Source organism: Arthrobacter sp. ISL-85 (genome assembly GCF_018613675.1).
Classification (GTDB): Bacteria; Actinomycetota; Actinomycetes; order Actinomycetales; family Micrococcaceae; genus Arthrobacter.
In genome coordinates this window covers 29,203-53,254 of record NZ_JAGGPQ010000020.1, presented here as the reverse complement: position 1 = coordinate 53,254, position 24,052 = coordinate 29,203, and the positions used below count along the sequence as shown (strand labels likewise).

Annotated in this window: 22 protein-coding genes; 13 read left to right on the top strand and 9 right to left on the bottom strand. The window is 66.5% G+C overall.

Going from position 1 to position 24,052, the window contains the following annotated elements; all coding sequences use genetic code 11:
* Window positions 1–40: 40 nt before the first annotated feature.
* Window positions 41–745, bottom strand: coding sequence for a FadR/GntR family transcriptional regulator (locus J7I84_RS15835; protein ID WP_214945503.1), 705 nt, complete (start codon window positions 743–745; stop codon window positions 41–43).
* 172 nt (window positions 746–917) lie between these two features.
* Here J7I84_RS15835 and J7I84_RS15830 point away from each other — a divergent pair, with 172 nt between their 5' ends.
* The 8 genes from J7I84_RS15830 to J7I84_RS15795 all read left to right on the top strand — a co-directional run bounded on the left by J7I84_RS15830 (window position 918) and on the right by J7I84_RS15795 (window position 9,147).
* Window positions 918–2,402: a four-carbon acid sugar kinase family protein gene (locus J7I84_RS15830; protein WP_214945502.1), complete on the top strand. Its 1,485-nt coding sequence runs from the start codon at window positions 918–920 to the stop codon at window positions 2,400–2,402.
* A gap of 103 nt (window positions 2,403–2,505) precedes the next feature.
* Window positions 2,506–3,405: an NAD(P)-dependent oxidoreductase gene (locus tag J7I84_RS15825; RefSeq protein WP_214945501.1), complete on the top strand. Its 900-nt coding sequence runs from the start codon at window positions 2,506–2,508 to the stop codon at window positions 3,403–3,405.
* Between the two features lie 168 nt (window positions 3,406–3,573).
* On the top strand, window positions 3,574–5,040 hold the full coding sequence (locus J7I84_RS15820; RefSeq protein ID WP_214945500.1) for a GntP family transporter: 1,467 nt from the start codon (window positions 3,574–3,576) through the stop codon (window positions 5,038–5,040).
* Window positions 5,040–5,903, top strand: a complete 864-nt coding sequence (locus J7I84_RS15815; protein ID WP_214945499.1) for a class II fructose-bisphosphate aldolase — start codon at window positions 5,040–5,042, stop codon at window positions 5,901–5,903. The genes J7I84_RS15820 and J7I84_RS15815 overlap by 1 nt, the downstream gene beginning before the upstream one ends.
* A 46-nt stretch (window positions 5,904–5,949) precedes the next feature.
* Entirely contained in the window at window positions 5,950–6,354 is a 405-nt protein-coding gene (locus J7I84_RS15810) for a DUF1304 domain-containing protein (RefSeq protein WP_214945498.1), read from the top strand.
* A gap of 90 nt (window positions 6,355–6,444) precedes the next feature.
* The gene (locus J7I84_RS15805) at window positions 6,445–7,764 is read left to right on the top strand and encodes an acyltransferase (protein ID WP_214945497.1); all 1,320 of its coding nucleotides are present in this window, start codon (window positions 6,445–6,447) and stop codon (window positions 7,762–7,764) included.
* 15 nt (window positions 7,765–7,779) lie between these two features.
* Window positions 7,780–8,109, top strand: a complete 330-nt coding sequence (locus tag J7I84_RS15800; protein ID WP_214945496.1) for a GNAT family N-acetyltransferase — start codon at window positions 7,780–7,782, stop codon at window positions 8,107–8,109.
* Between the two features lie 72 nt (window positions 8,110–8,181).
* Window positions 8,182–9,147, top strand: coding sequence for an NAD(P)/FAD-dependent oxidoreductase (locus J7I84_RS15795; protein ID WP_214945495.1), 966 nt, complete (start codon window positions 8,182–8,184; stop codon window positions 9,145–9,147).
* A gap of 114 nt (window positions 9,148–9,261) precedes the next feature.
* On the opposite strand, the gene J7I84_RS15790 is transcribed toward J7I84_RS15795, so the two are convergent.
* Window positions 9,262–9,585 carry a hypothetical protein gene (locus J7I84_RS15790; RefSeq protein ID WP_214945494.1) on the bottom strand — a complete coding sequence of 108 codons (324 nt, stop codon included), beginning with the start codon at window positions 9,583–9,585 and terminating at the stop codon, window positions 9,262–9,264.
* A 205-nt stretch (window positions 9,586–9,790) separates the two neighbouring features.
* Here J7I84_RS15790 and J7I84_RS15785 point away from each other — a divergent pair, with 205 nt between their 5' ends.
* The gene (locus J7I84_RS15785) at window positions 9,791–10,564 is read left to right on the top strand and encodes an SDR family oxidoreductase (protein ID WP_214945493.1); all 774 of its coding nucleotides are present in this window, start codon (window positions 9,791–9,793) and stop codon (window positions 10,562–10,564) included.
* On the opposite strand, the gene J7I84_RS15780 is transcribed toward J7I84_RS15785, so the two are convergent.
* Both J7I84_RS15780 and J7I84_RS15775 read right to left on the bottom strand, forming a co-directional pair.
* The gene (locus J7I84_RS15780) at window positions 10,532–11,668 is read right to left on the bottom strand and encodes an FUSC family protein (RefSeq protein WP_214945492.1); all 1,137 of its coding nucleotides are present in this window, start codon (window positions 11,666–11,668) and stop codon (window positions 10,532–10,534) included. The two genes, J7I84_RS15785 and J7I84_RS15780, sit on opposite strands and share 33 nt — an antisense overlap.
* A 205-nt stretch (window positions 11,669–11,873) precedes the next feature.
* Entirely contained in the window at window positions 11,874–13,463 is a 1,590-nt protein-coding gene (locus J7I84_RS15775; RefSeq protein ID WP_214945491.1) for an MFS transporter, read from the bottom strand.
* Window positions 13,464–13,896: 433 nt separating this feature from the next.
* On the opposite strand from J7I84_RS15775, the gene J7I84_RS15770 reads away from it, so the two are divergent.
* A complete protein-coding gene (locus J7I84_RS15770; RefSeq protein WP_214945490.1) occupies window positions 13,897–14,154 on the top strand; it encodes a hypothetical protein in 258 nt (85 codons plus the stop codon).
* A gap of 134 nt (window positions 14,155–14,288) precedes the next feature.
* Here J7I84_RS15770 and J7I84_RS15765 read toward each other — a convergent pair whose 3' ends face one another.
* A complete protein-coding gene (locus tag J7I84_RS15765; RefSeq protein ID WP_214945489.1) occupies window positions 14,289–16,841 on the bottom strand; it encodes an ATP-dependent DNA ligase in 2,553 nt (850 codons plus the stop codon).
* Between the two features lie 40 nt (window positions 16,842–16,881).
* On the opposite strand from J7I84_RS15765, the gene J7I84_RS15760 reads away from it, so the two are divergent.
* The 3 genes from J7I84_RS15760 to J7I84_RS15750 all read left to right on the top strand — a co-directional run bounded on the left by J7I84_RS15760 (window position 16,882) and on the right by J7I84_RS15750 (window position 19,441).
* Window positions 16,882–17,976 (top strand): Ku protein, encoded by a 1,095-nt coding sequence (locus tag J7I84_RS15760; protein ID WP_214945488.1) that lies wholly within the window; start codon window positions 16,882–16,884, stop codon window positions 17,974–17,976.
* A gap of 187 nt (window positions 17,977–18,163) precedes the next feature.
* Entirely contained in the window at window positions 18,164–19,006 is an 843-nt protein-coding gene (locus J7I84_RS15755) for a class I SAM-dependent methyltransferase (protein WP_214945487.1), read from the top strand.
* A gap of 3 nt (window positions 19,007–19,009) precedes the next feature.
* Window positions 19,010–19,441, top strand: coding sequence for an SRPBCC domain-containing protein (locus J7I84_RS15750; RefSeq protein ID WP_214945486.1), 432 nt, complete (start codon window positions 19,010–19,012; stop codon window positions 19,439–19,441).
* Window positions 19,442–19,567: 126 nt separating this feature from the next.
* Here J7I84_RS15750 and J7I84_RS15745 read toward each other — a convergent pair whose 3' ends face one another.
* The 4 genes from J7I84_RS15745 to J7I84_RS15730 form a co-directional block, all read right to left on the bottom strand.
* Complete coding sequence (locus tag J7I84_RS15745) at window positions 19,568–19,846, bottom strand: HPr family phosphocarrier protein (protein ID WP_015935750.1); 279 nt, start codon at window positions 19,844–19,846, stop codon at window positions 19,568–19,570.
* A gap of 65 nt (window positions 19,847–19,911) precedes the next feature.
* Complete coding sequence (locus J7I84_RS15740) at window positions 19,912–22,020, bottom strand: fructose-specific PTS transporter subunit EIIC (protein WP_214945485.1); 2,109 nt, start codon at window positions 22,018–22,020, stop codon at window positions 19,912–19,914.
* A 2-nt stretch (window positions 22,021–22,022) separates the two neighbouring features.
* Window positions 22,023–23,060, bottom strand: coding sequence for a 1-phosphofructokinase family hexose kinase (locus tag J7I84_RS15735; protein ID WP_214945484.1), 1,038 nt, complete (start codon window positions 23,058–23,060; stop codon window positions 22,023–22,025).
* Window positions 23,057–23,863, bottom strand: coding sequence for a DeoR/GlpR family DNA-binding transcription regulator (locus tag J7I84_RS15730; protein WP_214945483.1), 807 nt, complete (start codon window positions 23,861–23,863; stop codon window positions 23,057–23,059). The genes J7I84_RS15735 and J7I84_RS15730 overlap by 4 nt, the downstream gene beginning before the upstream one ends.
* Window positions 23,864–24,052 lie beyond the last annotated feature (189 nt).

Here is a 24,052-nt window from a genome sequence, read left to right as displayed (position 1 = left end):
AACAGGGGCCTGGGACAATCAGGGCAGCAGGCGCCAGGGGCTACTTCGCTTCCAGGACCAGCTGCTTCAGGTCATCGAGTGTTTGCTGCATGTGCGCATCCATGGCCTGCCGTGACCGGGAGGCATCGCGCGATTCCAGGGCTTCGGCAATGTTCTGGTGATGGCCGATTGCGTGCTCCTGGATCGCCGGAACCGCGGATGTCTCAGCCCTGCGCTTTTCCAGCACCCGGTGCAGCGGCTCAAACAGGACCGAAACAAAGACATTCCCTGACGCGTGCAGGATGACGTCATGGAAGGCGAGGTCCGCCTCCACGAAAGCTGCGACGTCATTGATGCTGTGGGCGGCCTTCATCGCCGAAATGTAGTTGAACAGGGAGGCGATGTCCTCCTCCATGATCCGTCCGGCGGCCAGCTCGCAGGCTCCCGTTTCGAGCATCCTGCGCAGTTCGATGAGCTGGATGGAGGCATCGGCGTCGTTCTTGCCCTCGGAGGCGGCGCGGAGCACGGCTTCCAGCGAGGCCCAGCGGCTCAAGGGATTGACGAATGTTCCCCGGCCCCGCTCCACGCTCAGGATGCGCTGGGCCTGCAGCGTCTTCATCGCCTCGCGCACGGTCATGCGGCTGACCTCGTGGCGGGCGCTCAATTCATGCTCGCCGGGAACGGTGGAACCGGGCGGAAACTCGCCTTCGATGATGCGGTCCAGCAGCTCGTCGGCCACCACGCCCACCAGCGACTTCCTTGCCATGTTGCCCCCGATCACTCTTCCGGCCGACGCCTGGCCGATATGTCAGACAAGTGTACTTGCGCGTCCGTATGCCGTGTGCCACACTGATTTCCAGATGCGAGATGTCAGACATCTTACAGTTACCTTTACATCAGGATCCGGTAACCCGGATCGCGACACAACGGAGTGCACCGTGGCACATGAAGAAGACGTCCTGGCCGCCTATCCGGCAGACCTCGAGATTCCTGCCGGGCTGGTTACCCGCACGCTGGCCGCTTCCAACGCGGCAGTTCCCCGCGTCCTGGTAGTGCTCGACGACGACCCCACCGGCACGCAGTCCGTGGCAGACCTGCCCGTGCTCACCCGCTGGGAAGTGGAAGACTTCACCTGGGCCTTCGGCCAGGGCAAGCCCGCCGTGTACGTCCTGACCAACACCCGGAGCCTGGACCCTGCCGAAGCGGCAGCCCGGAACGAGGAAGTGGTCCGCAACGCCCTGGCGGCAGCAGGATCGCCGGAGTCATTGCGCCTTGGCTTCGTCAGCCGCAGCGATTCCACCCTCCGCGGCCACTTCCCCCTGGAGCCGGACGTCATCGCAGCCACGGTTGCGGAAGTCAGCGGTCAAAAGACCGATGGCGTTGTCCTGGTCCCAGCCTTTCCCGACGCCGGCCGGCTCACCATTGGCGGCGTCCACTACATGCGCGGCACCGGAGAAACCAAAGGAACCCTGGTCCCCGTCTCCGAGACCGAGTTCGCCAAGGACGCGTCGTTCGGCTTCAGCACGTCCGTCATGGCCGACTATGTTGCTGAGAAGTCGCAGGGGAAGTACCCGGCCGACTCGGTGATCGTCCTGGACCTGAACATCATCCGGGCCGGCGCCCCCGTGCAGGACCCGGCCATCTCCGCCAAGGCCATCGCCGACGCCATCGAGCCGGCCACGGACTCCACTCCCATCGTGGCGGACATTGTCACCGAGAATGACTTCCGCGCCCTGGCCCTGGGCCTTGAAGAAGCCGAACGCCGCGGCAAGAAACTCCTGTACCGTGTGGGGCCGCCGTTCGTCCGCGGCCGCATCGGCCAGGAAATCCGCACCGCCTTGACCTCCGAAGAGGCTTACGCAGGGAACACGCCCTCGGAGGCCGGCGGCCTGATCGTGGTGGGCTCGCACGTCGGCCTCACCACGCGCCAGCTCAACGTCCTCACGGCGGAACACAGCTCCGCGCGCATTATCGAGATCGACGTCGAGAAACTCCTCGGTGCCGAGCCGGACGCCAAGGCGCATCTGGACCACACCGTGGCCGACGTCGTCGAAGCCCTCCGCGCCGGCGACGTCATCGTCCACACCAGCCGCCTGCTCATCAAGACCGACGACCCCGCCGAAAGCCTGCGCATCGCGCGGACCGTCTCCGCCGCCGTCGTGGACGTGGTCAACCGGACCCTGAAGACCTTCCCGCCCCGGTTCGTCATCGCCAAGGGCGGCATCACGTCCTCCGACGTGGCAGCCCACGGCCTGGAAATCCGCCACGCCATTGTCCGCGGGCCCATGCTGCCGGGCATCGTTTCCCTCTGGGAACCGGTGGACGGACCCGCCAAGGGCATCCCGTACATCGTCTTTGCCGGGAATGTGGGCGACGACGATTCCCTGGCCCAGGTCACCCGCAAGCTCAGCAACAAATTCTAAGCCCCACCGGCTCCCAGCCCTCGCAAGCTCGGGCCGGGTCCCTCGCCGGCGTGGGCCCACCCACCGGCTCCCAACCCTCGCAAGAATTCAACGGAGAAACACCATGACCAGCAACTACACCGTCACCGTCCTGGGCCTCGGGGCCATGGGCCTGCCCATGGCCACCCGCCTGGCCTCCCAGCTGACTGTCCACGGCTTTGATATCGCCGAGCCCCGCCTGGAACTCGCCCGGGAAGCCGGCATCGCCACGTTCACCACGGCCCGCGAAGCCGCCAAGGGCGCCAACGCCGTCCTCCTGGCCGTCCGCAATGGTGAGCAGCTCAACGACGTCCTCTTTGGAGAGAACGGAGTGGCGTCCGTGCTGGAACCGGGCTCCGTCGTCATCCTCGGCAGCACCGTTGGCACCGACGCCATCCCCGCCACCGTGGCCAAGCTGGCCGAATACGGTGTGGACCTGGTGGACGCCCCGCTGTCCGGCGGGCCCAAGCGCGCCGGCGAAGGCGACCTGCTGATCGTCGTTGGAGCGTCCCCCGAAGCCCGCGAAAAGGCTGCCCCCGTTCTGGAACTGCTGGCCTCCACCCTCACCGTGGTGGGCGACAAGCCCGGCGACGGCCAGGCCCTGAAGACCGTCAACCAGCTCCTCTGCGGGGTCCACATCGCCGCCGCCGCCGAGGCCCTGGCCCTGGCCGACGCGCTGGGCCTGGACCAGGCCAAGACCCTCGCCGCCCTGGAAGCCGGAGCGGCCGGTTCCTTCATGCTCTCCAACCGCGGCCCCCGCATCCTCGAGGCCTACAACGAGGAAGGCGCCGAGGTCCTGTCCCGCCTGGACATCTTCGTCAAGGACATGGGCATCGTGGGCAAGGCCACCCGCGCCGCCGGCCTGGCAGCCCCCGTTGCCGCGGCCGCGGAGCAGCTCTACCTCCTGGGCCAGGCCCAGGGCCTCGCCGCCGCCGACGACTCTGCCGTCATCAAAGTGGTCGCGCCCGCCAAGCGCACCAAGTAGGCCACCTCCTGCCCTCGCGGGCATAAAGGTACGACGGCGGCGGTCCCCCCTCCGCCGCCGTCGTACCTCACATCGTTGCCGGCGCAGTCCCGCAACGTTTATCCCCACCCCACCCTTCCCTGATGCCGCCCTGCCCCGGGGCCGGCACGCCAAAGGAGACAGCTCCCCGTGAACCACCTGATGAACCCGCTGATACAGCGGGCGGCCGATGCACCTGCCATCAAACCCGCCGTTGAGCTGGGCACTCCGGTACTGCTCACCATCGCGGCGGTGGGCATCGCCATCCTGCTGGTGATGATCATCCGCTTCAAGATCCAGGCCTTTGTGGCCCTGCTCACCGTCAGCATCCTGGTGGCCGTGGCCGCCACCATTCCACTGCAGGACATCTTCACGGTGGTCTCCAGCGGCGTGGGCAGCACTATGGGCAAGGTCGCCATCCTGATCGCGCTCGGCGCCGTGCTGGGCCGCATGATCGAGGTGTCCGGCGGCGTCCAGTCCCTCGCGGACCACTTCACCCGCAAGCTCGGTGCCCGCCGCGTGGCCGTGGCGCTGACCGCCGTCGGCTTCCTGGTGGCCATTCCCGTCTTCTTCGAGGTGGGCATCATTGTGCTGGTGCCCATCGTGTACGCGTTCGCCAAGATCGCCAAGGTCCATCCGGTCAAGTTCGGCCTGCCCATGGCCGGCATCATGCTCTCCATTCACGTAGCAGTCCCGCCGCACCCGGGCATCGTGGCCGGCGCGGGCGTGCTCGGTGCGGACATCGGACTCATTGCCCTGATCTCGCTGATGATCTGCGTGCCCCTCGGTTTCCTTTCCTACTGGGTGGCATCCATCATGAACCGCAAGGACTATGAACTGCTGCCGGCCGTTAAGACCCAGGTAGAGGAGTTCGGTTCCAAGTCACTGGTCAAGGTGGGCCAGGACGGCCCCGGCGCCGCCGCCATCGCTCCGCCGCGGCCGGGCCTGATCATCTTCCTGATCGCGGCGCCGATCGTCCAGATCCTGCTCGGCACCGTGGGCACGCTCATCATCCCCAAGACCGACCCCCTGTACGGCCTGGCATCTTTCGTCGGCAACCCGTTCCTGGCACTGCTGGTGGCCGTGGCGCTGTCCTTCGTCCTGCTGGCCGTCCGCCGCGGCTGGTCGTTCAAGGAAACCGGCGAGATCTTCGAAGGTTCCCTCCCACCCATCGCCTCCATCCTGATGGTGGTGGCCGCAGGCGGCGTGTTCGGAAACGTTCTGCAGGTCTCCGGCATCGGCGGGGCACTGTCCAAGACCCTGGACACACTGGGCGTGCCGCTCCTGCTGCTGGGCTTCATCATCTCGCTGGCACTGCGGGCAGCCCAGGGTTCGGCCACTGTGGCCATCGTGACCACCACCGGCCTGCTGTCAGCAGCGGTCAGCGGCGGCGGCTACACCCCCGCGCAGATCGCCGTGATCGTGATTGCCATCGGCTTCGGTGCCCTGGGCCTGTCCCACGTGACGGATGCCGGGTTCTGGGTGGTGGTCCGCTACTACGGCCTCACGGTTTCCGACGGCCTCAAGACCTGGACCGTCCTCACCACCATCCTGGGCCTGGCCGGCTTCGCGCTGACCTTTGTTGCCTGGATCCTGGTAGGAGGGCTGGGCGCCTGATGCATACTCGACTTGACCACCTGGTCATCTCCGCCCTGCAGCAGGGTTCCGCGGTTCCTGCGTTCACCTGCTACGACTTCAGCACCGCGCTGGCCGTGGTGGGCGCTGCCGAGGAATCGGGCCGGGGCGTGATCCTGCTGGTGGCACCCAAGACCGCTGCCACCGCCAACGGCCTCCGGCTCATTGCCGCGCTCCGTGGCCTGGCCGACGCCGCTACCGTCCCCGTCGCGGTGCAGCTGGACCACGCCTCCGACCTTAAGGTCATGGCCGACGCCGTCGCGGCAGGGGCGGATTCCGTCCTTGCGGACGGTTCCTCCCTTCCTTACGAGGACAACATTGCGCTGGTCCAGGCTGCCCGTGCACTGCTGGGCCCAGAGGTGGTGCTTGAAGCCGAACTGGGCGGCCTGGCCGGCGACGAGGACCGTGCCTTCTCCGCCGACCAGCCGGCGGACCAGTCCGGCGTCGACGTCGCAGGCCTGACTGATTCGGCGCAGGTGGAGGACTTCGTAACCCGCACCGGCGCTCAGCTGCTGGCCGTCGCAGTGGGCAACGTCCACGGCAAGTACAAGGGCGAGCCACGGCTGCGCTGGGACGCGCTGCAGGACATTGCCGCGCGGATCCACATCCCACTGGTGCTGCACGGCGCCTCCGGCATCCCCGCTGAAGAGCTGGTCAAGGCCGCGGCCATGAACGTTGGCAAGGTCAACTTCAACACCGAGCTCCGGACCGGCGTGCTGGCCACCCTCCAGGACCAGCTGCCCGCCCACCGTGCTGACGGCGAGAACCTGCAGGGCCTGCTGGCCCTGTGGAACAAGTCAGCGAAGGGCTTTGCAGCCACCACATTGTCGACGCTGGCCCGGTAGCTACAACGCGGACGGGCCGGTGGGCCGGGGAGGCTAGGATCGAGCAATGATCCTGGCCTCCCTTCTTTTTGCCTTCCTTGCCGGCGCGCTGCACGTCTTCATCTTCACCATGGAGTCCCTCACCTGGACCCGGCCCGCCACTTGGAAGCGGTTTGGGGTTGCCTCCCAATCGGACGCCGAGGCCACCAGGTCCCTGGCATACAACCAGGGCTTCTACAACCTGTTCCTGGCCATTGGGGCGTTCATCGGCGTGGGGCTCGTGGCGTTCGGCGGCGCGGGATCGGGGCAGGACGTGGCGGGCTGGACCCTCCTCTTCACCTGCTGCGGTTCCATGCTGCTGGCGGCCGCCATCCTGGCCTTCACCGGACGCAAGTACCTCCGGGCCGCGGCAACCCAGGGCAGCACGCTGCTGCTCGCCGTCGTGCTCGGACTGCTGGCGGTGCTGCAGTAAAGGGCGCAACTGCACCCTAAAGTCCCTTAGACGGCGGAGGCAACAGGGGCACAATAGTGCCGTGGACAGCGTCGAGCCATTGTAGGTCCCATGCGCAGCACCGGCAGGCGGCGGACAGGAACCGGGCCGGACACGGCAGACCGTGATCCGGCCATCGACCTTGCCCGCTTCATCTGCCTGGTGCTGGTGGTGGTGGGCCACTCCATGATGGTCAGTCCGGTCCTGCACCCGGACGGTACCGTGACCACCGAGAACACCTTGGCGCTGCAGGACTGGTTCGAGCCCGTCATCTGGATCTTCATGGTCATGCCCCTGTTCTTCGTCACGGGAGGGGTGACCGGGCTGCAGTCCTGGCGCCGCCTCAAGGCGGGCGGCGGTACGGCAGCCCAGTTCGTGCGCGCCAGGCTCCTGCGCCTTGTCCGTCCGGCTACCGCGCTGCTTGCCACAATGGTGGCGGGCCTGTCCGTGGCGGCACTGCTCGGGGTGGACCAGCAGGTCATCCAGTTGATAGCGACGGGTGCCGCCATGCCCCTGTGGTTCCTGGCAGCCTACCTCGCGGCGCAGTTGAACATTCCGGTGCTGGCGGCGCTCCATGCCCGCGCACCCTGGCTGGCCATCGGCCTGCTCACCGCTCTGGTGGTTGCTGTCGACTGTCTGCGGGGCGCGCTGCCGGACCTTGCCAACATCAACCTGGTCTTCGTATGGTGCGCCGTCCAGCAACTGGGTTTCCTTGCTGCCGATGGATACTTTTCCCGCCTTTCCCGTTCGGGGCTGCTGGGTATGGCGGTGGCGGCACATCTACTTCTGGGACTCGTGACGGGGCTGGGCCTGTACCGGGGAAACATGCTGGTGAACCTCAACCCGCCCAACCTGACCCTGGTGATCCTGGCCGTCCCGCAGTTGGCCGCGATGGAACTGGCCCGGCCGGTTTTGGCACCCCTGGCCGGGATCCGCTGGGTCGGCCAACTCCTGACGTTGGCCGGCAGCAGGTCGTTGACGGTCTACCTTTGGCATCTGCCCCTGCTGGCGGCCATGTCCGGCTTGCTGCTCCTGGCGCCGATCCCCAAACCGCTCTCCGGCACCCCTGAATGGTGGTGGTCCCGTCCCCTGGTGGTCCTTGTGCTGGTCCTACTGCTTCTGCCAGTGGCTGCGGCCTTTGGACACTTGGAGGAACGGACGACGGCGGCACGCGCCTTCCGCTGCCGGCCCGCCGTGGCGGGGGCCGCCGTCGTGGTGGTTTTCATCCCCGTGGCGGACGCCGCACTTAACGGGCTGTCACTGGGACTGCTGTCGGCGGGCACTGTGTGTTTCTCGGTGGCGATCGTTCTGCTGGGCGGCTTTCCGCTGCGGCGCCGGCAACCGAACTGGCGCCGCCATGGCCGAAGGACCATTGCCAGTGGACTGAAGTAGTGCCAGTGTCGAACCATGACCGAGAACACCACGTCCGCCGAGGACAAGTTCACCGCAAATGTCTCGCTGCGGCGCAATGACGCGCAGCACCGGTACGAACTCCTGGTGGACGGCAGGCTGGCAGTCCAGGCCTTCTTCCACGACCTTCCCGGGCACATCGACTTCACCCACACCGAGACGGGACAGGATTTCGAGGGCAAGGGCCTGGGTAAGGTCCTGGCCCACTTTGCCCTGGATGACGTGGTAGCCACCGGCAAGCGCATCATCCCGCACTGCCCCTTTATGTCCAGCTACCTTCGGAAGCACGAAGGCTACGAGCAATTCGTGGACTGGCCGGAGGGCTGAGACTTAGTGCGCTGACGCGTCCCTGGTTGGGGCATCCGTTATTCCCCGGGCCGCCCCGGGTACGCCTTCAATATGGCGGAAAACCAGGACGACGTATTCGATGTTGCTGTCATTGGCGGGGGACCGGCGGGTTTGAGCGCGGGGGTAGCCTTGGCGCGGGCGCTGCGTTCGGTGGTGGTGATCGACGCCGGGGAACAGCGGAACCTCGGAGCCGGGAGCGTCCATGGGTTCCTGAGCCGGGAGGGGATGAGCCCGCGGGACCTGATCGCCGCCGGCAGGGAAGAACTGGCCCGGTACGGCGGGACGATGGTTACCGGGTTGGTCCGGTCAGCCAGCGGCCGGGAAGACGACTTCATCCTGGCAATGGACGACGGTTCCACCCGGGCCGCGCGGCGCCTCTTGATCGCTACCGGAATGGTCGATGAACTGCCGGACCTTCCCGGGGTTGCCGACCGCTGGGGACGGGATGTGCTCTACTGCCCCTACTGCCACGGATGGGAAATCCGGAATCAAAAGATAGGAATCCTGGCCGCCGGCTCCCAATCCGTCCTGGAGGCCCTGACGTTCCGGCAGTGGAGCTCCGACGTGACCCTCCTGCTCAATGACGCCCTGCAACTTAGCTCGAACCAGGCAGAACAGCTGGCAGCTCTTTCCGTCCAGGTGCTGGAGGGAAAGGTCCGGTCCCTGGCTGTTCGGGACGACCGGCTTACCGGCGCCACCTTGGACTCCGGAGGGACCGTGGCCCTGGACGTGCTGGCGGTCAGTCCTGCCACCGTGAGCAAGGCCAACATGCTGCACCGCCTGGGACTGGAGCCAGCCGCCCTCCAGGAAGGCCCGGGGACGCGCCTGGAAGCGGACGATAGTGGCCGGACATCCTGCCCGGGCGTATGGGCCGCCGGTAACGCCACGGATGTTACCGCGCAGGTCATAACCGCGGCCGCCGCCGGCCTTCGCGCGGCAGAGGCCATCAACGCGGACCTGGTCATGGCGGACACCCGGCTGGCGGTTGAGGCCGCCAGGGTTCCTGTTGGGCCATAGCACGCGGGTATGGGTCGGGTCGAGGTGTTGGGCCGGTTCCGGGGTGTTGGCCGAGCCGACAAGGCCCCTGCCGGTTATGCAGCCGGCAGGGGCCTCAAAGCCAAGCGGAGCCAGTCAGCTGGCCAGGGCCGGCCCACTGACGGTCATGGCCGTGCCAGGATCGTCGATGGTGAAACCGCAGGCGCAACGGTAGGTGACCACGCTCTCCGGAACGGACCCCGGCCGCAGGGCAACAACGGAGTTTCCGTCAACGTAGACGGGTTGCCGGACCGGCAGCTCCTCGTGGTCAACACGCTCCATGGGGGTTCGGCAGTGCATGCGTGAATTCAGGGTCATCAGCAGCCCTGCGTCCACGGGTACGGTGGCGGTCAAGAGCTGTTCAGCTGCCTCAGCGCGTTCCCCAAACGCGGTCAGCTGGTGGTCCGTTGCGGTGGTCATTATGTTCTTCCCTGGGCTTCTTTCACGGAGCCGCCGGCGTTGGCAGCCCCGCCGCGAACTGCTTGCGGAGGTTCATCTATCCCCGTAAGCAAAGCATGCTTACTATTTGATGCACAAGTCGCGTTCGGGAAACGGGGGTCACCCGCGCCGGCGCTGCCACTGCCAGGACGGTCCATCCTGCCGCCTCTCTGGCTAGGCTTGCAGCATGACGCCATCCAGCATCCGAACAACAGCACTCGTCACCGGCGCCAGCGCCGGGCTGGGCCACGAGTTTGCAAAGCAACTCGCCGCCCAGGGGCACAACCTGGTCCTGGTGGCGCGCAACGCCTCCCGGCTTGCCGAGACGGCGGAGGACTTCCGGCGCCGCTACGGGATCACGGCTGAGGTGCTTCCCGCGGACCTGACGCAGGACGGCGACGTCGCGGCCGTCGTCGAACGCCTTGAAGACGCTGGGCGGCCGGTGGGAATCCTGGTGAACAACGCTGGCATCGGCCTGCTGCACAACTTCGAGGACAACGACGCGGCGGAGGAGAGGAGCCACCTGAAGCTGCACGTGGAAACCTCCATGGTGCTTACCCACGCGGCACTCAAGGGCATGCTGGAGCGCGGGGAGGGCAGGATCATCAACGTGGCCAGCGTGGCCGCGTTCCTGCCCCGGGGAACCTATTCTGCGGCGAAGGCGTGGCTGGTGAGTTTCAGCAGGTGGGCAAACCTGGCTTACCGCAAACGGGGCATCAAGGTCACGGCCGTCTGCCCGGGTTTCACCCACACCGAGTTCCACGACCGGATGGGGATGGACAAGTCGGTGGCCCCGTCCTGGACGTGGCTCCGAGCGGAACGGGTGGTCAGTGAAGGCCTTGCGGACAACGAACGCGGCAAGGCGGTGTCCATCCCGTCCAAGCGCTACAAAATGGTTGCCGCAGTGGCCAAGGTGGTTCCGGCGCGGCTAATGGCCGGGCCGGCGCGGAAGCCGAAGTAGGGGCGCGCGCCCGGCCGGAAGCCCGGGAAGAACTTTCCGCGGCCGCGAACCGGGCCTCCGGACAGCCAGCACCACCAGGATCCCCAGCAGCGCGCCCACCAATGTCTCCACGGCCCGCTCAAGTATCAGGACCCGCGGCTCGACTGGGGAGGCCAGCTGGGTTATCAGCAGGATGACCGGGGTGAACCAGACCATGGCCAGGCCATAGTGCCTGGTCATGAACAGCTCAGTGGCGAACTGGAAGAGAATGACCAGAAGGGTCAGCACAGCCGCCCGGTGCAGCGGCTCCTGAAGCGGTGGGTACAGCGCCGCCAGGGTCCAGGGGCCAGGGATGATGACGACGGCGGTCACCACCAGTCCCAGCAGCGTCCCCACGACGCGGTGGACACCCCGCCGGACGCTGCTGGGCAGGTCAGCTCCGGCCAGGGGTACGGCAGCCGCGGCCATGGCCCAGTGCGGGTGGCCCGTGCCGCTGATGACTCCCACTGTCCCGGCAGCGCCCACCGCCAGTACATACCGTGCAGCGTGGATGACCAGTTCGCGGCGCCTTGCCGCCGAGAGGCGCGGCACCTGCCTGGCCGCCCCCGGTTCCCAGGACCTTCGCCGCACCCAGCCGCTGAAGCCAATCAGGATGGAAAACACGGATGATGCCGCCGCGATAAGGATGGCCAGGTACCAAGGGACTGCGGCGGGAACGGAAGCGCATGCGCCCAGGGCGAGGATGCCAAAGAAGGGTCCGTTTGGTTTAAGCCGCACCCGGTCCGAATACACCGAGCCGACTCCGGCCAGGGTGGCTTCCACGGCCACCAGCCACCAGGAGTGGATGTGGTTGACGGACAGCGTTACTCCCACTGCCACGCCGCTGAGCAGCACCAGGGCACCCTGGCCCTGGTGGCGCAGCCGCAGCTGGTGCGGTTCCGAGCGGCCGTACATCCCGGTCAGCGCGCCGAACACAGCGTAGATGATGAGGTCGGTTTGGCCTGCGGCCAGCAGGAGCAGCGAGGGGACAGCTACGCTGAGGGCCACGCGCAGCGCGGCAAGTTGGTCGCCGGTGGCAGGTTCCAGCCTGTGGAGAGCGCGCAACTGCTCCACTATGCGCTTCATGTTTTCGACCTGTCCTGTTTGTTGACTTACTGCAGCCCGAAGGCCCTTGCGAAGGTATCACCGCGTCCAGGGGGAGTCACATGCCGCAGTCACAAGGGGACATCCGGCAGGCACGCAAAGGCCCGTCCTGCGTAGTTCCCCCAAGGAAGCACGCGGGACGGGCCTGTGAGCGTGGGCTACAAGAGTGCCCGGGCGGCGGCTTGGACTATGCCCCGGCCGGAACCCCGCGGTGTGCCTGGGAGTCGGTGCCGTCCTGGGTTTCGAACGGCAGTTCGTCCAGGTTGATCAGCGGGTTCTCGTCCTGGGTAGCCACCAGTTCCTTCGCTTCCGCCTCAGTGTCGACGCTGGGCATCGATCCGGGGAGCGGGCGGTTAGCGGATTCCTTGAGGAAGTAGATGGCGATGGCGCCCGCCAGTGATGTGGCCATCAGGTAGTAGGCGGGCATCATGTCGTTGCCGGTGGCGCTGATCAGCGCGGCCACGATGAACGGCGTGGTCCCGCCGAAGATGGCGACCGCGAAGTTGTAGGCAATGCCCATTGCTCCATAGCGGCTGGAGGTGGGGAACTGGGCCGGCAGGGCCGATGCCAGGTTGGCCACATAGAAGGTCACGGGGAAGGCAATCAGGGCCAGCCCGGCAAGGGTGGACCAAATGGCGCCGATGCCGATCAGCAGGAACGCCGGTATGGCCAGTACAATGGTGCTGATTGCACCAATCCAGAGCACCGGGCGGCGGCCGATCCGGTCGGAGAGCTTGCCTGTGAGCGGGATGCAAAGGCTCATGACCACCAGCACGGGGATGGTCAGCAATGTGCCGTGGAGCTCGTCGTAGCCCTTGGCGTCGGTCAGGTACGTCGGCATGTAGGACGTCAGCGCATAACCGGCCGTGTTGGCAGCGGCCACAACCACCATGGCAACGACGATGGGGCGCCAGTAGGCCTTGACGATTCCCACGGGTCCCTTGGTCGCGGCAGCGTCACCCGCCGAGGCGTTCTTGGCGTTCTCCTCCTGGGCGTCAAGGGTGGCCTGGAACTGCGGCGATTCCTCGATCTTGCTCCGGAAGTAAACGGCAATCAGGCCCAGCGGACCGGCCACCAGGAACGGGATGCGCCATCCCCAGTCCTCCATGGTTGACTGGCCCAGCATCAGCTGCAGGACCGACACCAGTGCGGCGCCGATGGCGAAGCCCATGTAGCTGCCCAGGTCCAGGAAGCTGGCGAAGAAGCCGCGGCGCTTGTCGGCGGCGTACTCGCTGACAAACGTGGTGGCGCCGGCATACTCACCGCCGGTGGAGAAGCCCTGGACAACCTTGAGGAGCACCAGCAGCGCGGCTGCCCAGAGCCCAACCTGGGCGTACCCGGGCAGGAGGCCGACGGCGAAGGTGCTGGCCGCCATGATCATCAGCGTGGTGGCCAGGATCTTCTGGCGGCCCACTTTATCGCCGAGCCAGCCGAAGATCACGCCGCCCAGGGGACGGGCGATGAAGGTGGCGGCAAAGGTTCCCAACAGGAACAGCGTTTGGGTGGTGGGGTCCGACTCGGGAAGGAATACCGGGCCCATGGTGGTGATGAGGTAGCCGAAAACGCCGACGTCGTACCATTCCATGGTGTTGCCTACGATGGTTCCGCCGAGTGCTTTTTTGAGCATCGGCTGGTCAACCACGTTGACATCGGATTCCTTGAGCCTGCGGCGTGGCAGCAGTCTGGGCTTCTTGGCGGCCAGGGCGGCTGCCGGGTCGGTTCCGCGGGCGTTTGTGGCGCCTGCTGAAGAGTCTGTCCTGCTTCGGTCTGTGGGCATTTGGGCAACTCCTGTGGAGGTCATTTGCTTGCGACTTGTAGCTGCCCCGCTCCGGGCAGGCCTTCAATTTTACGGGAAATTGGTACCGCAGGCTTGCCGGATAGCCTAGGATGCGCCCGTTTATACGCTTGGAACGGGCGCGAACCGGAGCTTTTTTCCACCGGTTTTTCCGCGTCATCATTGGGAAGCAGGCTGAGGAACCGCACCGTTACCGAATTTTTTCAGCCGTGGCCCCTTTCCGGGCTCTTTCTGCCGTCGATCCGGTCCCGAAAGTGACCGCTGCCACTGTCTTTGGAGGGGTTCACAGGAGCCTCGGACGTGCCTATGGTAGAGCGATGAACACACTTCTTTCCGGGCTGTAGTCCACGCGCGCCCGGGCGCTTGATTGGCGTTTCGTTTCAAGGAAGAACGAAGGAAAGAAGGGAAGTGCACAATGGGTGAAGAGTCCAGCCAGTTCCACATCAGGCCTGAGGTTGCGGACCACCTTGCGGCTGCGATGGATACTCCGGTGACGCCCGGCCCCGCCGCAGCCGGCGACGTTCCCCTGGCAGACCAGGGCGGGTGGCCGGACGGCTACGGGAAGCGGCGGCACCCCAAGGACCGGGGCGCCGGCCATGGCAGGATGGGCCACGAAGCCGCAGTGACGGCGGTCCACCGCACCGGGCGGCCACAGATGCCGCATTCCTCGTAGTCTCGGGCTGTCCGCGACGCACATCGTCAATTTCGACACGGAAATTACCTGGCGCCTCCGAAATATGGGGGCGTCAGGTAATTTGCGCGTCATGGATTCGCGCGCGCGTCGAACTGGCGGCGGCCCTGCGGGGTTCAGCCTTCCCGGACCACCTCCGACGGGTCCTTGTCCACACGCCAGCCCCGCCACCGCGGATGCCTGAGCCTGCCCGGCCCCGTCCACTCGCTGTAGGTCACTTCGCCCACCAGTTCGGGTGACACCCAGTGGGCATCGGCGGAATCGGGGCGCGGGACGTCATGGAATGGTGAGGTCTTCCGGCCAAGGCGTTCAACCGTCTGCCGGAGTTCCGTGAGTTCCCGGGCGCTGAAACCGGAGCCGACGCGGCCCACATACTGGAGCTTGCCGCCGTCGGGAATGCCCACCAGCAGCGATCCCACCGTGTCCTGGCGGCCTCCTTTACCCGGCCGCCAGCCGCCTACCACCACTTCCTGGGTCTGTTCGGTCTTGAGTTTGATCCAGGTCCGGGTCCGCTGGCCGCTCACGTAGCGGCTGTCCGTCCTCTTGGCCATCACCCCTTCAAGGCCAAGCTCCTGCACGCTTTCGAGGAGGAGTTCCACCCGCTCCGCGAGCACCATGGACAGGTCCGCCGGGCAGCCGGACGGTTGGAAAAAACCCTCCAGTCGCTCCCGCCGCTTACTGAGCGGCAGGCGCCGGAGGTCCTTTCCGTCGTCGAAGAGGAGGTCGAACAGCATCAGCTGGACCGGGATCGAGGTGCGGGCCTTGGCGACGTCGGCCGCACGGGTAAGTTTCATCCGCCCCTGCAGCAGGCCGAAGTCAGGCCTTCCACCGGGCCCGACGGCGATAATCTCACCATCAGCCACGAACGGCTGCTCCGGCCAGCAGCCCCGGTCCGTGAACTCGGGGTAGGTCCTGCTGACGTCGTTGCCGTTGCGGGAGAAGATCCGGACCTTCTCCCGGTCCGCCACCAGGAGGGCGCGGACGCCGTCCCACTTGAGCTCGTACTGCCACGTGCTGCCCCGCAGATCGGCAGTGCTCCCGGCGGTGGCCATCATAGGCCGGTACTCCAGCGGGTCGGGGTCGGGGTCGGGGCCTGGGTCGCGATCGCTGGCAATGTCGGCGCTGGGTTCGGCCACTTGCTTACCGCCCGCTTGTTGCCCGGGTGCTCCGTCGTCCTCTTCCGGGTCATCCGCCTGTGCTGCCGGTGCCAACGGAGCCGTGGGCCGCCGTCGTCCGCCTGGATGTTCCTGGTCCATCAGGTGGATGAGCCATTGCCCCTCAGCTTCCTTGCCCTGCCCGCGGCCGGTGTGGATGAGTGCCACCTTCCTGCTGCCGCCCAGGCCGCCGCCTTCCGACCCCGTCAGGGTGACGATGACTTCCTTGCCGTTGATCCACTTATGCAGCTCGTAGGTGCCGGTGTCCCAAATGGTCATGACGCCTGCGCCGTACTGCCCCTTGGGAATGGTCCCGTGGAAGGTGAGGTAGTCCATGGGATGGTCCTCGGTCTGGACAGCCAGGTGGTTCTTGCCCCCGGACTCCGGGACGCCTTTGGGCAGGGCCCAGGACGCCAGGACCCCCTCATGTTCCAGCCGTAGGTCGTAATGCAGGCGGCTGGCGTGGTGCTCCTGGATGACAAAGCTGTTGCCGCCGGCCGGAATGCCCGCGAACGGCTCCGGTGTTTCGCCGGGGTCGCGCATGGAGCGGTACTTGCCGAGGCGGGGGTCGACGTCGTGCTCCTGCTCGGGGCTGCCGTCCGCCCCACCGTCCGCCGCGCTTGCCGCAGCGTTCACGACGGCGGCGAACGGGTCCGCGCCGTCCAGCACCCGCCGCAGTACTTCCTGGTAGTCCAGATGCCTGAGTTCGGGGGACTCGATTTCCCGCCATGTCCGCGGTGCGGCGACCATGGGCGTGGGCCGGCCGCGGAGCGAGTACGGGACCACCGTGGTTTTCGCAGCATTGTTCTGGCTCCAGTCCACCAACACCTTGCCCTTGCGCAGCGACTTCTTCATGTCGCTGACGGCGAGGTCCGGGTGGTCCGCCTCGAGGGCGCGGGCCAGCTCCCGGGCGAAGGCGGAGATTTGGTCCGAGGTCTGGGTCCCGTCCAGGGCCGCGTAGAGGTGGATGCCTTTGCTTCCGCTGGTCACCGGGACCGGGTCCAGGCCCACGTCCTGCAGGATGGACCGGGCCAGGAGGGCCACCTCGCGGCATTCCGGCAGGCCAGCTCCGTCTCCCGGGTCCAGGTCCAATACCAGCCGGTCCGGATTGAGCTGGTGGCCGTGCGGATCCACCCGCCACTGCGGCACGTGGATTTCCAGTGAATTGATCTGGCCGAACCAGGCCAGCGTGGCGGCGTCGTTGACCATTGGATAGTGAATGGTCCGGTCTTTGTGCGTGATCGCCGCCCGCGGCAGCCAGCCGGGAGCTGAATCCTCCAGGTCCTTCTGGAAGAACACCTCACCCGGCCGGTCAGCGGTGCCCACCCCATTAACCCACCGCTTGCGCGTGGCAGGACGGTTGGCCGCGGCCGGAATCAGGACGTGGGCCACCGCTGCGTAGTAGGCCAACACATCCGCCTTGGTGGTGCCGGCCTCGGGATAGATGATCTTGTCCAGATTGGTGAGCGTCAGCTCGCGTCCTGCAACCCGGACACGTTCCCTGCTACTTGCCACGGGTCTTCACCTCCGGCCCGGTCTGATGTTGACTGTAGGGATGAGAGCCATCTGGAAAGGTGCCATCGCGTTCGGGCTGGTCAACGTGCCCGTTAAGGTCTACAGCGCCACTGAGGATCATGACATCAGTCTGCACCAGGTCCACAATGCCGACGGCGGCAGGATCCGCTACCAGCGCCGGTGCGAGGTGTGCGGCGAGGTGGTGGACTACTCGGACATCGAGAAGGCGTTCGAGGAGGACGGCCGCACCGTCGTGCTGTCCAAGGATGAGCTCAAGTCCATTCCCGCGGAGAACAGCCACGAGATCGAAGTGGTGCAGTTTGTCCCGTCAGAGCAGCTTGAACCCATGATGTTCGAAAAAAGCTACTACCTGGAGCCGGATTCGAAGTCACCCAAGGCCTATGTGCTGCTGCGCCGGGCGCTGGAGGATACGGACCGGGTGGCCGTCGTCCAGTTCGCACTGCGGGAGAAGACCCGGCTGGGTGCCCTCCGGATCAAGGACGACGTCCTGGTGCTGCAGTCACTCCTCTGGCCCGATGAGGTGCGCGAGGCGAACTTTCCGTCCCTTGACGCTGCCATCAAGATCTCCGCCCAGGAACGCGACATGTCAGCGGCGCTGGTGGAATCCATGGCCGCCGATTTCGACCCCACCTCCTTTACGGATGAGTACCAGGTGCAGCTCCGCCAGCTGATTGAGGCCAAGCTCGAGCAGGGCGAATCGCTGGACACGGAGGAAACCTTCGGCGTCGAAGCGGGCGAGGGCGGCAAGGGAGAAGTCATCGACCTCATGGAGGCGCTCAAACGGAGCCTGGACAGGAAACGCGGCGGCGGCGAGGCTGCTTCCGCAGGCGGAGCGTCCGACGACGAAGCGGACGCCGGTGACGACGAAACCGAGGCTGCCAAACCGGCACGCAAAGCCTCCGGCACCAGGGGGGCAGCCTCGAAGACCGCCGCCAAGACCGGGACGGACGATGCAAAGCCTCCCGCCAATTCGGCCGCGAAGTCCACCTCAACTTCCGCCAAATCCACGGCATCCAAGTCCGCTGCAGCAAAGTCCACGGCCACAAAGGATGCGGGAACCAAGACCGCCGAAAAGCCCGCAGCCAAGACCACCAGGACGCGCAAGCCTGCCTGACCCGCCGTTGCGCCCTGGCAGGGCGACGCAAGCGAAACAACAGTAGGGCGCCGCGGCCGGCGTGTCCGCGGGCAGTCCTGCCTTTACAGCAGCCCCCATCGCGTCCACAATGAGTCGCATCACGGCCTCCGCTGTGCCAACAGCGTGCTGTCACCCATTTGGACCGGACACGTAGAGGGGCACGGACATGAGCCAGCAAACCGATGCAGTGGAGTCGGACCGCGAGCTTAAGAAGAAGCACCGCGCCATGTGGGCGTCAGGGGACTACCCTGCCCTCGCGGACGAGATGCTCCTGGAACTGGGCGCGGTCCTGGTGGAGGCCAGCGGCATCCGGCCCCGCCAACGGGTGCTGGACGTGGCGGCAGGAACCGGGAATGCGGCAATCCCGGCGGCCATGATGGGCGCCAAAGTGGTGGCCAGTGATCTCACCCCCGAACTTTTCGAGGCGGGTCGCAAGGAGGCGGCCAACCGGGGTGTGAGCCTGGAGTGGCAGGAAGGTGACGCGGAAGCGCTGCCGTTCGGTGACGCGGAGTTCGACGCGGTGATGTCCTGCATTGGCGTGATGTTCGCGCCCCACCACCAGGCGGCCGCCGACGAACTGCTCCGGGTCTGCAAACCCGGAGGCTCGATCGGCTTGCTTTGCTGGACGCCGGAGGGATTCGTCGGACAGATGTTTGCTGCCATGAAGCCTTTTGCCCCGCCGCCCCCGCCGGGCGCGCAGCCGTCGCCGCTCTGGGGCAGCGAGGAGCACGTCCGTGAACTGTTGGGTGACAGGGTCACCGGCATCCAGACGCGCAGGCAGAACCTTGCCGTCAGCAGCTTCCATCAGCCTGCGGACTTCGTCAGGTATTTCAAGTCCCACTACGGGCCCCTCATCTCCGTCTACAAATTCCTCGGCGAGGACCAGGACAAGGTCAAGGCCCTCGACAAGGCCCTCACGGATCTTGCAGATTCTTTCGGCGATGCCCACGGCGATACCCCGTTCCAGATGGAATGGGAGTACCTGCTCTTCACGGCGAGGAAGGCCTGAACCATGCCGGCAAACCATGTGGCAACCTCCACCACCGCCATTAACGCCCGTCCGGAACGCGTGTGGGAGGTGATCACGGACCCGTCGGCCGTGCGGGAGTTCATGTTCGGGACCACGCTGGAGACGGACTGGAACGTCGGAAGCCCCATCACATGGCAGGGCGAATGGGAGGGAAAGACCTACCAGGACAAAGGCCGGATCCTCGCGGTTGAACCGGGACGGAAACTGGTGCACACCCACTTCAGCCCGTTGTCCGGCCAGGAAGACAAACCCGAGAACTACCACACGCTCGAATGGACGCTCGAGGACCAGGGCGGCGCCACCCGGCTGTCGCTGGCGCAGGACAACAACCCCAGCGAGGAAGCCGCGGCGCACTCGAAGGGTATGTGGGACAAGCTCCTGGCAGACGTGAAGGCGCTCGCCGAGCGCGGCTGACCCTGCCGGCACCCTTGGTTGGTGGACATGGCGCTTAAAGCCAAGCGGCCGCCGTCGGACGTTCCCCTGATGAGGGAAAGCCCGACGGCGGCCGGCTCGCTGTGCTGCTGTCAGGCAGCCGGGGTGCTACTCGGCGTCGTGGTCCGTTTCGAGGATCTGCACGAGCCGCTCCAGCGCGTCGTCCGCACCGGCCCCTTCTGCACGCAGGACCACTACGTCACCGTGTGAGGCCCCCAGGCTCATGAGGGACAGGATGCTGGCAGCGTCCATGGCCTCGTCCGCCGGCTCGCCTTCACGGGCGATGGTGATGTCCAGGTCGAACTCCCCGGCTGCCTCGGCAAAGATAGCGGCGGGACGGGCGTGCAGGCCCACGCGGCTGGCAACGGTTGCTGTGCGTTCTGGCATTTTTGCTCCTTTGTCTTTCGGCGTGCTGATGGTTCAGCGCCGGGAAGGTCTGTGGCTAAACCGGCTCAGACGGTTACGGGAACCGGTTCAACCGTATCAACGGTCTTCTTGACTGCCCAGCGCTTGAGGGCGATGACCGAGAGGGCGGTAATTACCGTTCCGACGGCGATCGAAACAACGAACATCAGGAAGTTGTCGATGGCGAAGAAGACGAAAAGTCCGCCGTGCGGTGCCTTGGAACCGACGCCGGCAGCCATTGAGATGGCCCCGGTCACCGCCCCACCCAGCATGCTGGCGGGGATGACGCGCAGCGGATCGGCTGCGGCGAAGGGGATGGCACCTTCGGAGATGAAGGAGGCTCCCAGCAGCCAGGCTGCCTTGCCGTTTTCCTGCTCAGCGAGGCTGAAGAGCTTCTTGTTCAGGACGGTGGAGGCCAGCGCCATGGCAAGCGGCGGAACCATGCCCGAGGCCATGACGGCTGCCATGATCTGCCACGGTGCCTGGTTGTCGATGGTGGCGGCACCCAGGCCGGCGACGGCGAAGGAGTAGGCAACCTTGTTGACCGGGCCGCCGAGGTCGAAGCACATCATCAGGCCCAGGATCACGCCGAGGGCGATTGCGCCTGCCCCGGTGAGTCCGGACAGCCAGGAGTTGAGGCCGTTGGTGATGGCGACGATGGGGCCGCCGAGGATCAGGAACATCAGGCCGGACGCCACCAGCGAGGCCAGCAGCGGGATGATCACCACGGGCATCAGGCCACGAAGCCAGCGTGCCACCTGCAGGCGGCCCACCACGTGGGCGATGTAGCCGGCCAGCAGGCCGCCGACGATGCCGCCCAGGAAGCCTGCGCCCATGAATCCGGCCACGGCACCGGCGACGAAACCGGGGGCGATGCCCGGACGGTCAGCGATCGCGTATGCGATGTAGCCGGCCAGGGCCGGAACCAGGAAGCCAAGCGACAATGCGCCGATCTTGAACAGCACCGCGCCGAGGTAGGCGCCCAGCGGGCCCCAGGCGTTGTCCGGGAACTGGGTGGGCAGGTTGAACAGGCTGTTCTGGACAACAATCGTGTCCGCGTACTTGGTGATCAGGTAGCCGCCCATGAGGAAGCCGAGCGCGATCAGCAGGCCACCGCCGGCGACGAACGGAATCATGTAGCTGACACCGGTGAGCAGGGCCTTCTTGAGCTTCTGGCCGATGTGCTCGCCCTTTTCCTCAGCCTCGTGCTCAGCCTGTTCCTCAGCGCCGAAATGCGGGACCCGGCGGGCATGGGGGTTGTCCGCTGCGGCGAGGGCTTCCTGCACCATCTTGTCCGGCTCATCGATGCCGCGCTTGACCGGGGCGTTGATGACCGGCTTGCCGGCAAAGCGCTCCTTGCCGCGCACGTCCACGTCCACGGCGAAAATCACGGCGTCCGCCGCTGCGATGACGGCGGGGTCCAGTGCCTTGGCGCCGGAGGAACCCTGGGTCTCCACCTGCAGGTCCACGCCCACTTCCTTGGCAGCTGCCACGAGCGAGTCGGCGGCCATGTAGGTGTGGGCGATACCGGTGGGGCATGCGGTCACGGCCACCAGGCGCTTGGGTCCGCGGCCGGCGGAACCTGCCGAAGCAGCTGCCGAAGCCCCTGACGGGGCACCTGCGGAGGCGGCGGCACCCGCTGCGCCGACTCCGGCGCCTACCGGGACTGCATCAACCGGAGCCGCAGCGGCGTGTGAGGCCGGCTTGTCCGCCAGGGCGCCGTCCACGAGCTCCACGATCTCGGCCTGGGAAGAGGCGTTGCGGAGGGCCGCGGTGAAGTCCTTTTTGATCAGGGACCGGGCCAGCTTGGACAGCAGCTTCAGGTGTTCCTGGTCCGCCCCGTCTGGAGCGGCGATGAAGAACACCAGGTCCGCCGGGCCGTCCTTGGCGCCGAAGTCAACCTTCGGGTTCAGCCGTGCCATGGCCAGCGTAGGTACGGTGACGGCGGCGGAGCGGCAGTGCGGGATGGCGATGCCGCCGGGGATGCCCGTGGCGGTCTTCTGCTCGCGGGCGTAGGCGTCCGCGAAAAGGCCTTCAACTTCTGTTGCGCGTCCGGCGGCAGCTACCTTGCTTGCCAGATGCCGGATCACCGTCTCGGGGGCGTTGCCCAGGTTCTGGTCGAGCTCGACCAGGTCCGTGGTGATGAGCTGGGTCACTGTCAATCCTTTCGAAGGGCCGTGATGGTTACGGCATCCGGGGTGGTTTGGTGTACTGCCGGAACAGTGGAACCCGGCAGCGCGGCAGCGGCGGCACCATGGGCCACCGCTTGACGAAGGCAGTCGGCCGGGGCGGCGCCCCGGCCATGGGCAAGCAGGTAGCCGGCAAGTGCGGAGTCGCCCGCGCCTACCGTGCTGACCGCGGCGACCGGCGGGTGCGTGGCCAGCCACGCGCCGTCGGCCGTGACGAGGACAGCTCCCTTGGAACCGAGAGTTGCCAGCACAGCACCCACACCGGAACGTACGACGGCGGCTGCGGCGGCTGCGGCGGCTGCCGGGTCCGCTTCCAGCTCGTCACCGGAGGCCGGGGTAAAACCGGCGGCTGCGGCCAGTTCAGCCAGTTCCTCGGCGTTGGGCTTGAGGAGGTCCGGTTTCCCGGAACCCGTGGTTGTTCCGCTAATGCCTGTGCCGTCGTCGGGCATTCCGGCGCCGGCGGTCCGGTCGTCGGTCAGGGCAGCGGCGAGGGGCGCCCCGGAGGAGTCGACGGCGATCAGCGGCGCTGTGCCGTTGCCCGCCTGCCGGATCCGCCGGGCCACCGTGGCGTAGAAGTTCTCCGGGAACCCCGGCGGCAACGAGCCCGCCAGGACCACCCAGCTGGCGCCGCGGGAGCTTTCCAGCAGCAGCTTGATGAGGGCTTCCTGCTGGTCCGCGGCAAGGACGGGCCCGGGTTCGTTGATTTTTGTGGTCACGCCGCCGGGCTCGGTGAGCGCCACATTGGTGCGCAGCGGCTCATCGATGGGAAACGAAACGAAGGGAACCGCACTTTCGCGCAGGCCGGCCAGGACGGGATCGCTGTCCGCGCCGGGGAGGACGGCAAGGGACTCCAGTCCGGAGGCCACCAGTGCGCGCGAGACGTTGACGCCCTTGCCGCCGGACTCCTGGCGGACGGAGACGGCGCGCTGCACCTCGCCACGTTCCAGTGGGCCGGGGAGGGCAACGGTGCGGTCAAGGCTGGGGTTGGCCGTGAAGGTGACGATCATGCGACCACCACGTCCACGCCGGCATCTTCCAGGGCGGCTGCGAGTTCAGGCCCGGGTTCACTGTCTGTGATCAAGGTGTCCAGATCTTTCAGGGAGGCGAACTGGACCAGGGTTTCCGTGTCCAGCTTGGAGGAGTCGGCCAGCACCACAATGCGGCGTGCCGACTGGACGAAGGCTGCCTTGACGGCGGCTTCTTCAGGATCGGGAGTGCTGACGCCAAAGGTGGCGTGGATGCCGTTGGTCCCGATGAACGCGATGTCAGGGCGGATCCGGGCGGCAGCGTTCACCGTCGCCTGTCCCACAGCCACCTGGGTGAGGCCGCGAACCCGCCCGCCCAGGATTTGCAGGGCAATGCCGGGAACGTTGGAGAGTTTGCTGGCGATGGGTACTGCGTGGGTGATCACCACCAGTTCGTGCTGGGGGTCCGTTCCGTCGGAAGGCTCGACGGCGGTGCGGCGGCCCAGGAGGTCGGCAAGCACCTCGGTGGTGGTACCACCATCCATCAGGACGCTGGCGGATGAGTTCCGGGGAATCAAGGCAAGCGCGGCTTCAGCGATCCGGATCTTTTGGTCCGGCCGCTGGATGGCCCGTTCTGTGACGCTTTCCTCGGTGGTGCTGAAGCGGTCGGCCGCAACGGCACCGCCGTGGACACGCCGCACGGTACCGGCGTTTTCGAGGGCAGCGAGGTCCCGGCGCACCGTTTCGGTGGTGATGCGGAAGCGCTCAGCCAGCAGGGTCACACTGACCCGGCCGCTGCCGGCTACAAGCTCGGCAATCTGTTGCTGGCGCTCTTCGGCGAACACGTACCCTCCGTTGCGTAGGTCCTGCTGTAGGTGTGAGCCTGGCCAGCCGTCCGGCTTGGCGTGACAGGCATCACATCAATGTTGAGTTACTTGACTTTATCTTTGCTTCTGTTGGTTTGTCAATGGAAACCCACATGAAACAAGATCGTCTGCGAGGGTCCCGGCGGATGCACGAAAAAGCCGGGCTGG

Coding starts and splice junctions, on each gene's coding strand:
- J7I84_RS15760 (WP_214945488.1), top strand. CDS start 16,882: ATGAGAGCCATCTGGAAAGGTGCCATCGCGTTCGGGCTGGTCAACGTG.
- J7I84_RS15825 (WP_214945501.1), top strand. CDS start 2,506: ATGACCAGCAACTACACCGTCACCGTCCTGGGCCTCGGGGCCATGGGC.
- J7I84_RS15815 (WP_214945499.1), top strand. CDS start 5,040: ATGCATACTCGACTTGACCACCTGGTCATCTCCGCCCTGCAGCAGGGT.
- J7I84_RS15780 (WP_214945492.1), bottom strand. CDS start 11,668: ATGAAGCGCATAGTGGAGCAGTTGCGCGCTCTCCACAGGCTGGAACCT.
- J7I84_RS15785 (WP_214945493.1), top strand. CDS start 9,791: ATGACGCCATCCAGCATCCGAACAACAGCACTCGTCACCGGCGCCAGC.
- J7I84_RS15795 (WP_214945495.1), top strand. CDS start 8,182: ATGGCGGAAAACCAGGACGACGTATTCGATGTTGCTGTCATTGGCGGG.
- J7I84_RS15775 (WP_214945491.1), bottom strand. CDS start 13,463: ATGCCCACAGACCGAAGCAGGACAGACTCTTCAGCAGGCGCCACAAAC.
- J7I84_RS15810 (WP_214945498.1), top strand. CDS start 5,950: ATGATCCTGGCCTCCCTTCTTTTTGCCTTCCTTGCCGGCGCGCTGCAC.
- J7I84_RS15750 (WP_214945486.1), top strand. CDS start 19,010: ATGCCGGCAAACCATGTGGCAACCTCCACCACCGCCATTAACGCCCGT.
- J7I84_RS15835 (WP_214945503.1), bottom strand. CDS start 745: ATGGCAAGGAAGTCGCTGGTGGGCGTGGTGGCCGACGAGCTGCTGGAC.
- J7I84_RS15790 (WP_214945494.1), bottom strand. CDS start 9,585: ATGACCACCGCAACGGACCACCAGCTGACCGCGTTTGGGGAACGCGCT.
- J7I84_RS15770 (WP_214945490.1), top strand. CDS start 13,897: ATGGGTGAAGAGTCCAGCCAGTTCCACATCAGGCCTGAGGTTGCGGAC.
- J7I84_RS15800 (WP_214945496.1), top strand. CDS start 7,780: ATGACCGAGAACACCACGTCCGCCGAGGACAAGTTCACCGCAAATGTC.
- J7I84_RS15755 (WP_214945487.1), top strand. CDS start 18,164: ATGAGCCAGCAAACCGATGCAGTGGAGTCGGACCGCGAGCTTAAGAAG.
- J7I84_RS15805 (WP_214945497.1), top strand. CDS start 6,445: ATGCGCAGCACCGGCAGGCGGCGGACAGGAACCGGGCCGGACACGGCA.
- J7I84_RS15735 (WP_214945484.1), bottom strand. CDS start 23,060: ATGATCGTCACCTTCACGGCCAACCCCAGCCTTGACCGCACCGTTGCC.
- J7I84_RS15745 (WP_015935750.1), bottom strand. CDS start 19,846: ATGCCAGAACGCACAGCAACCGTTGCCAGCCGCGTGGGCCTGCACGCC.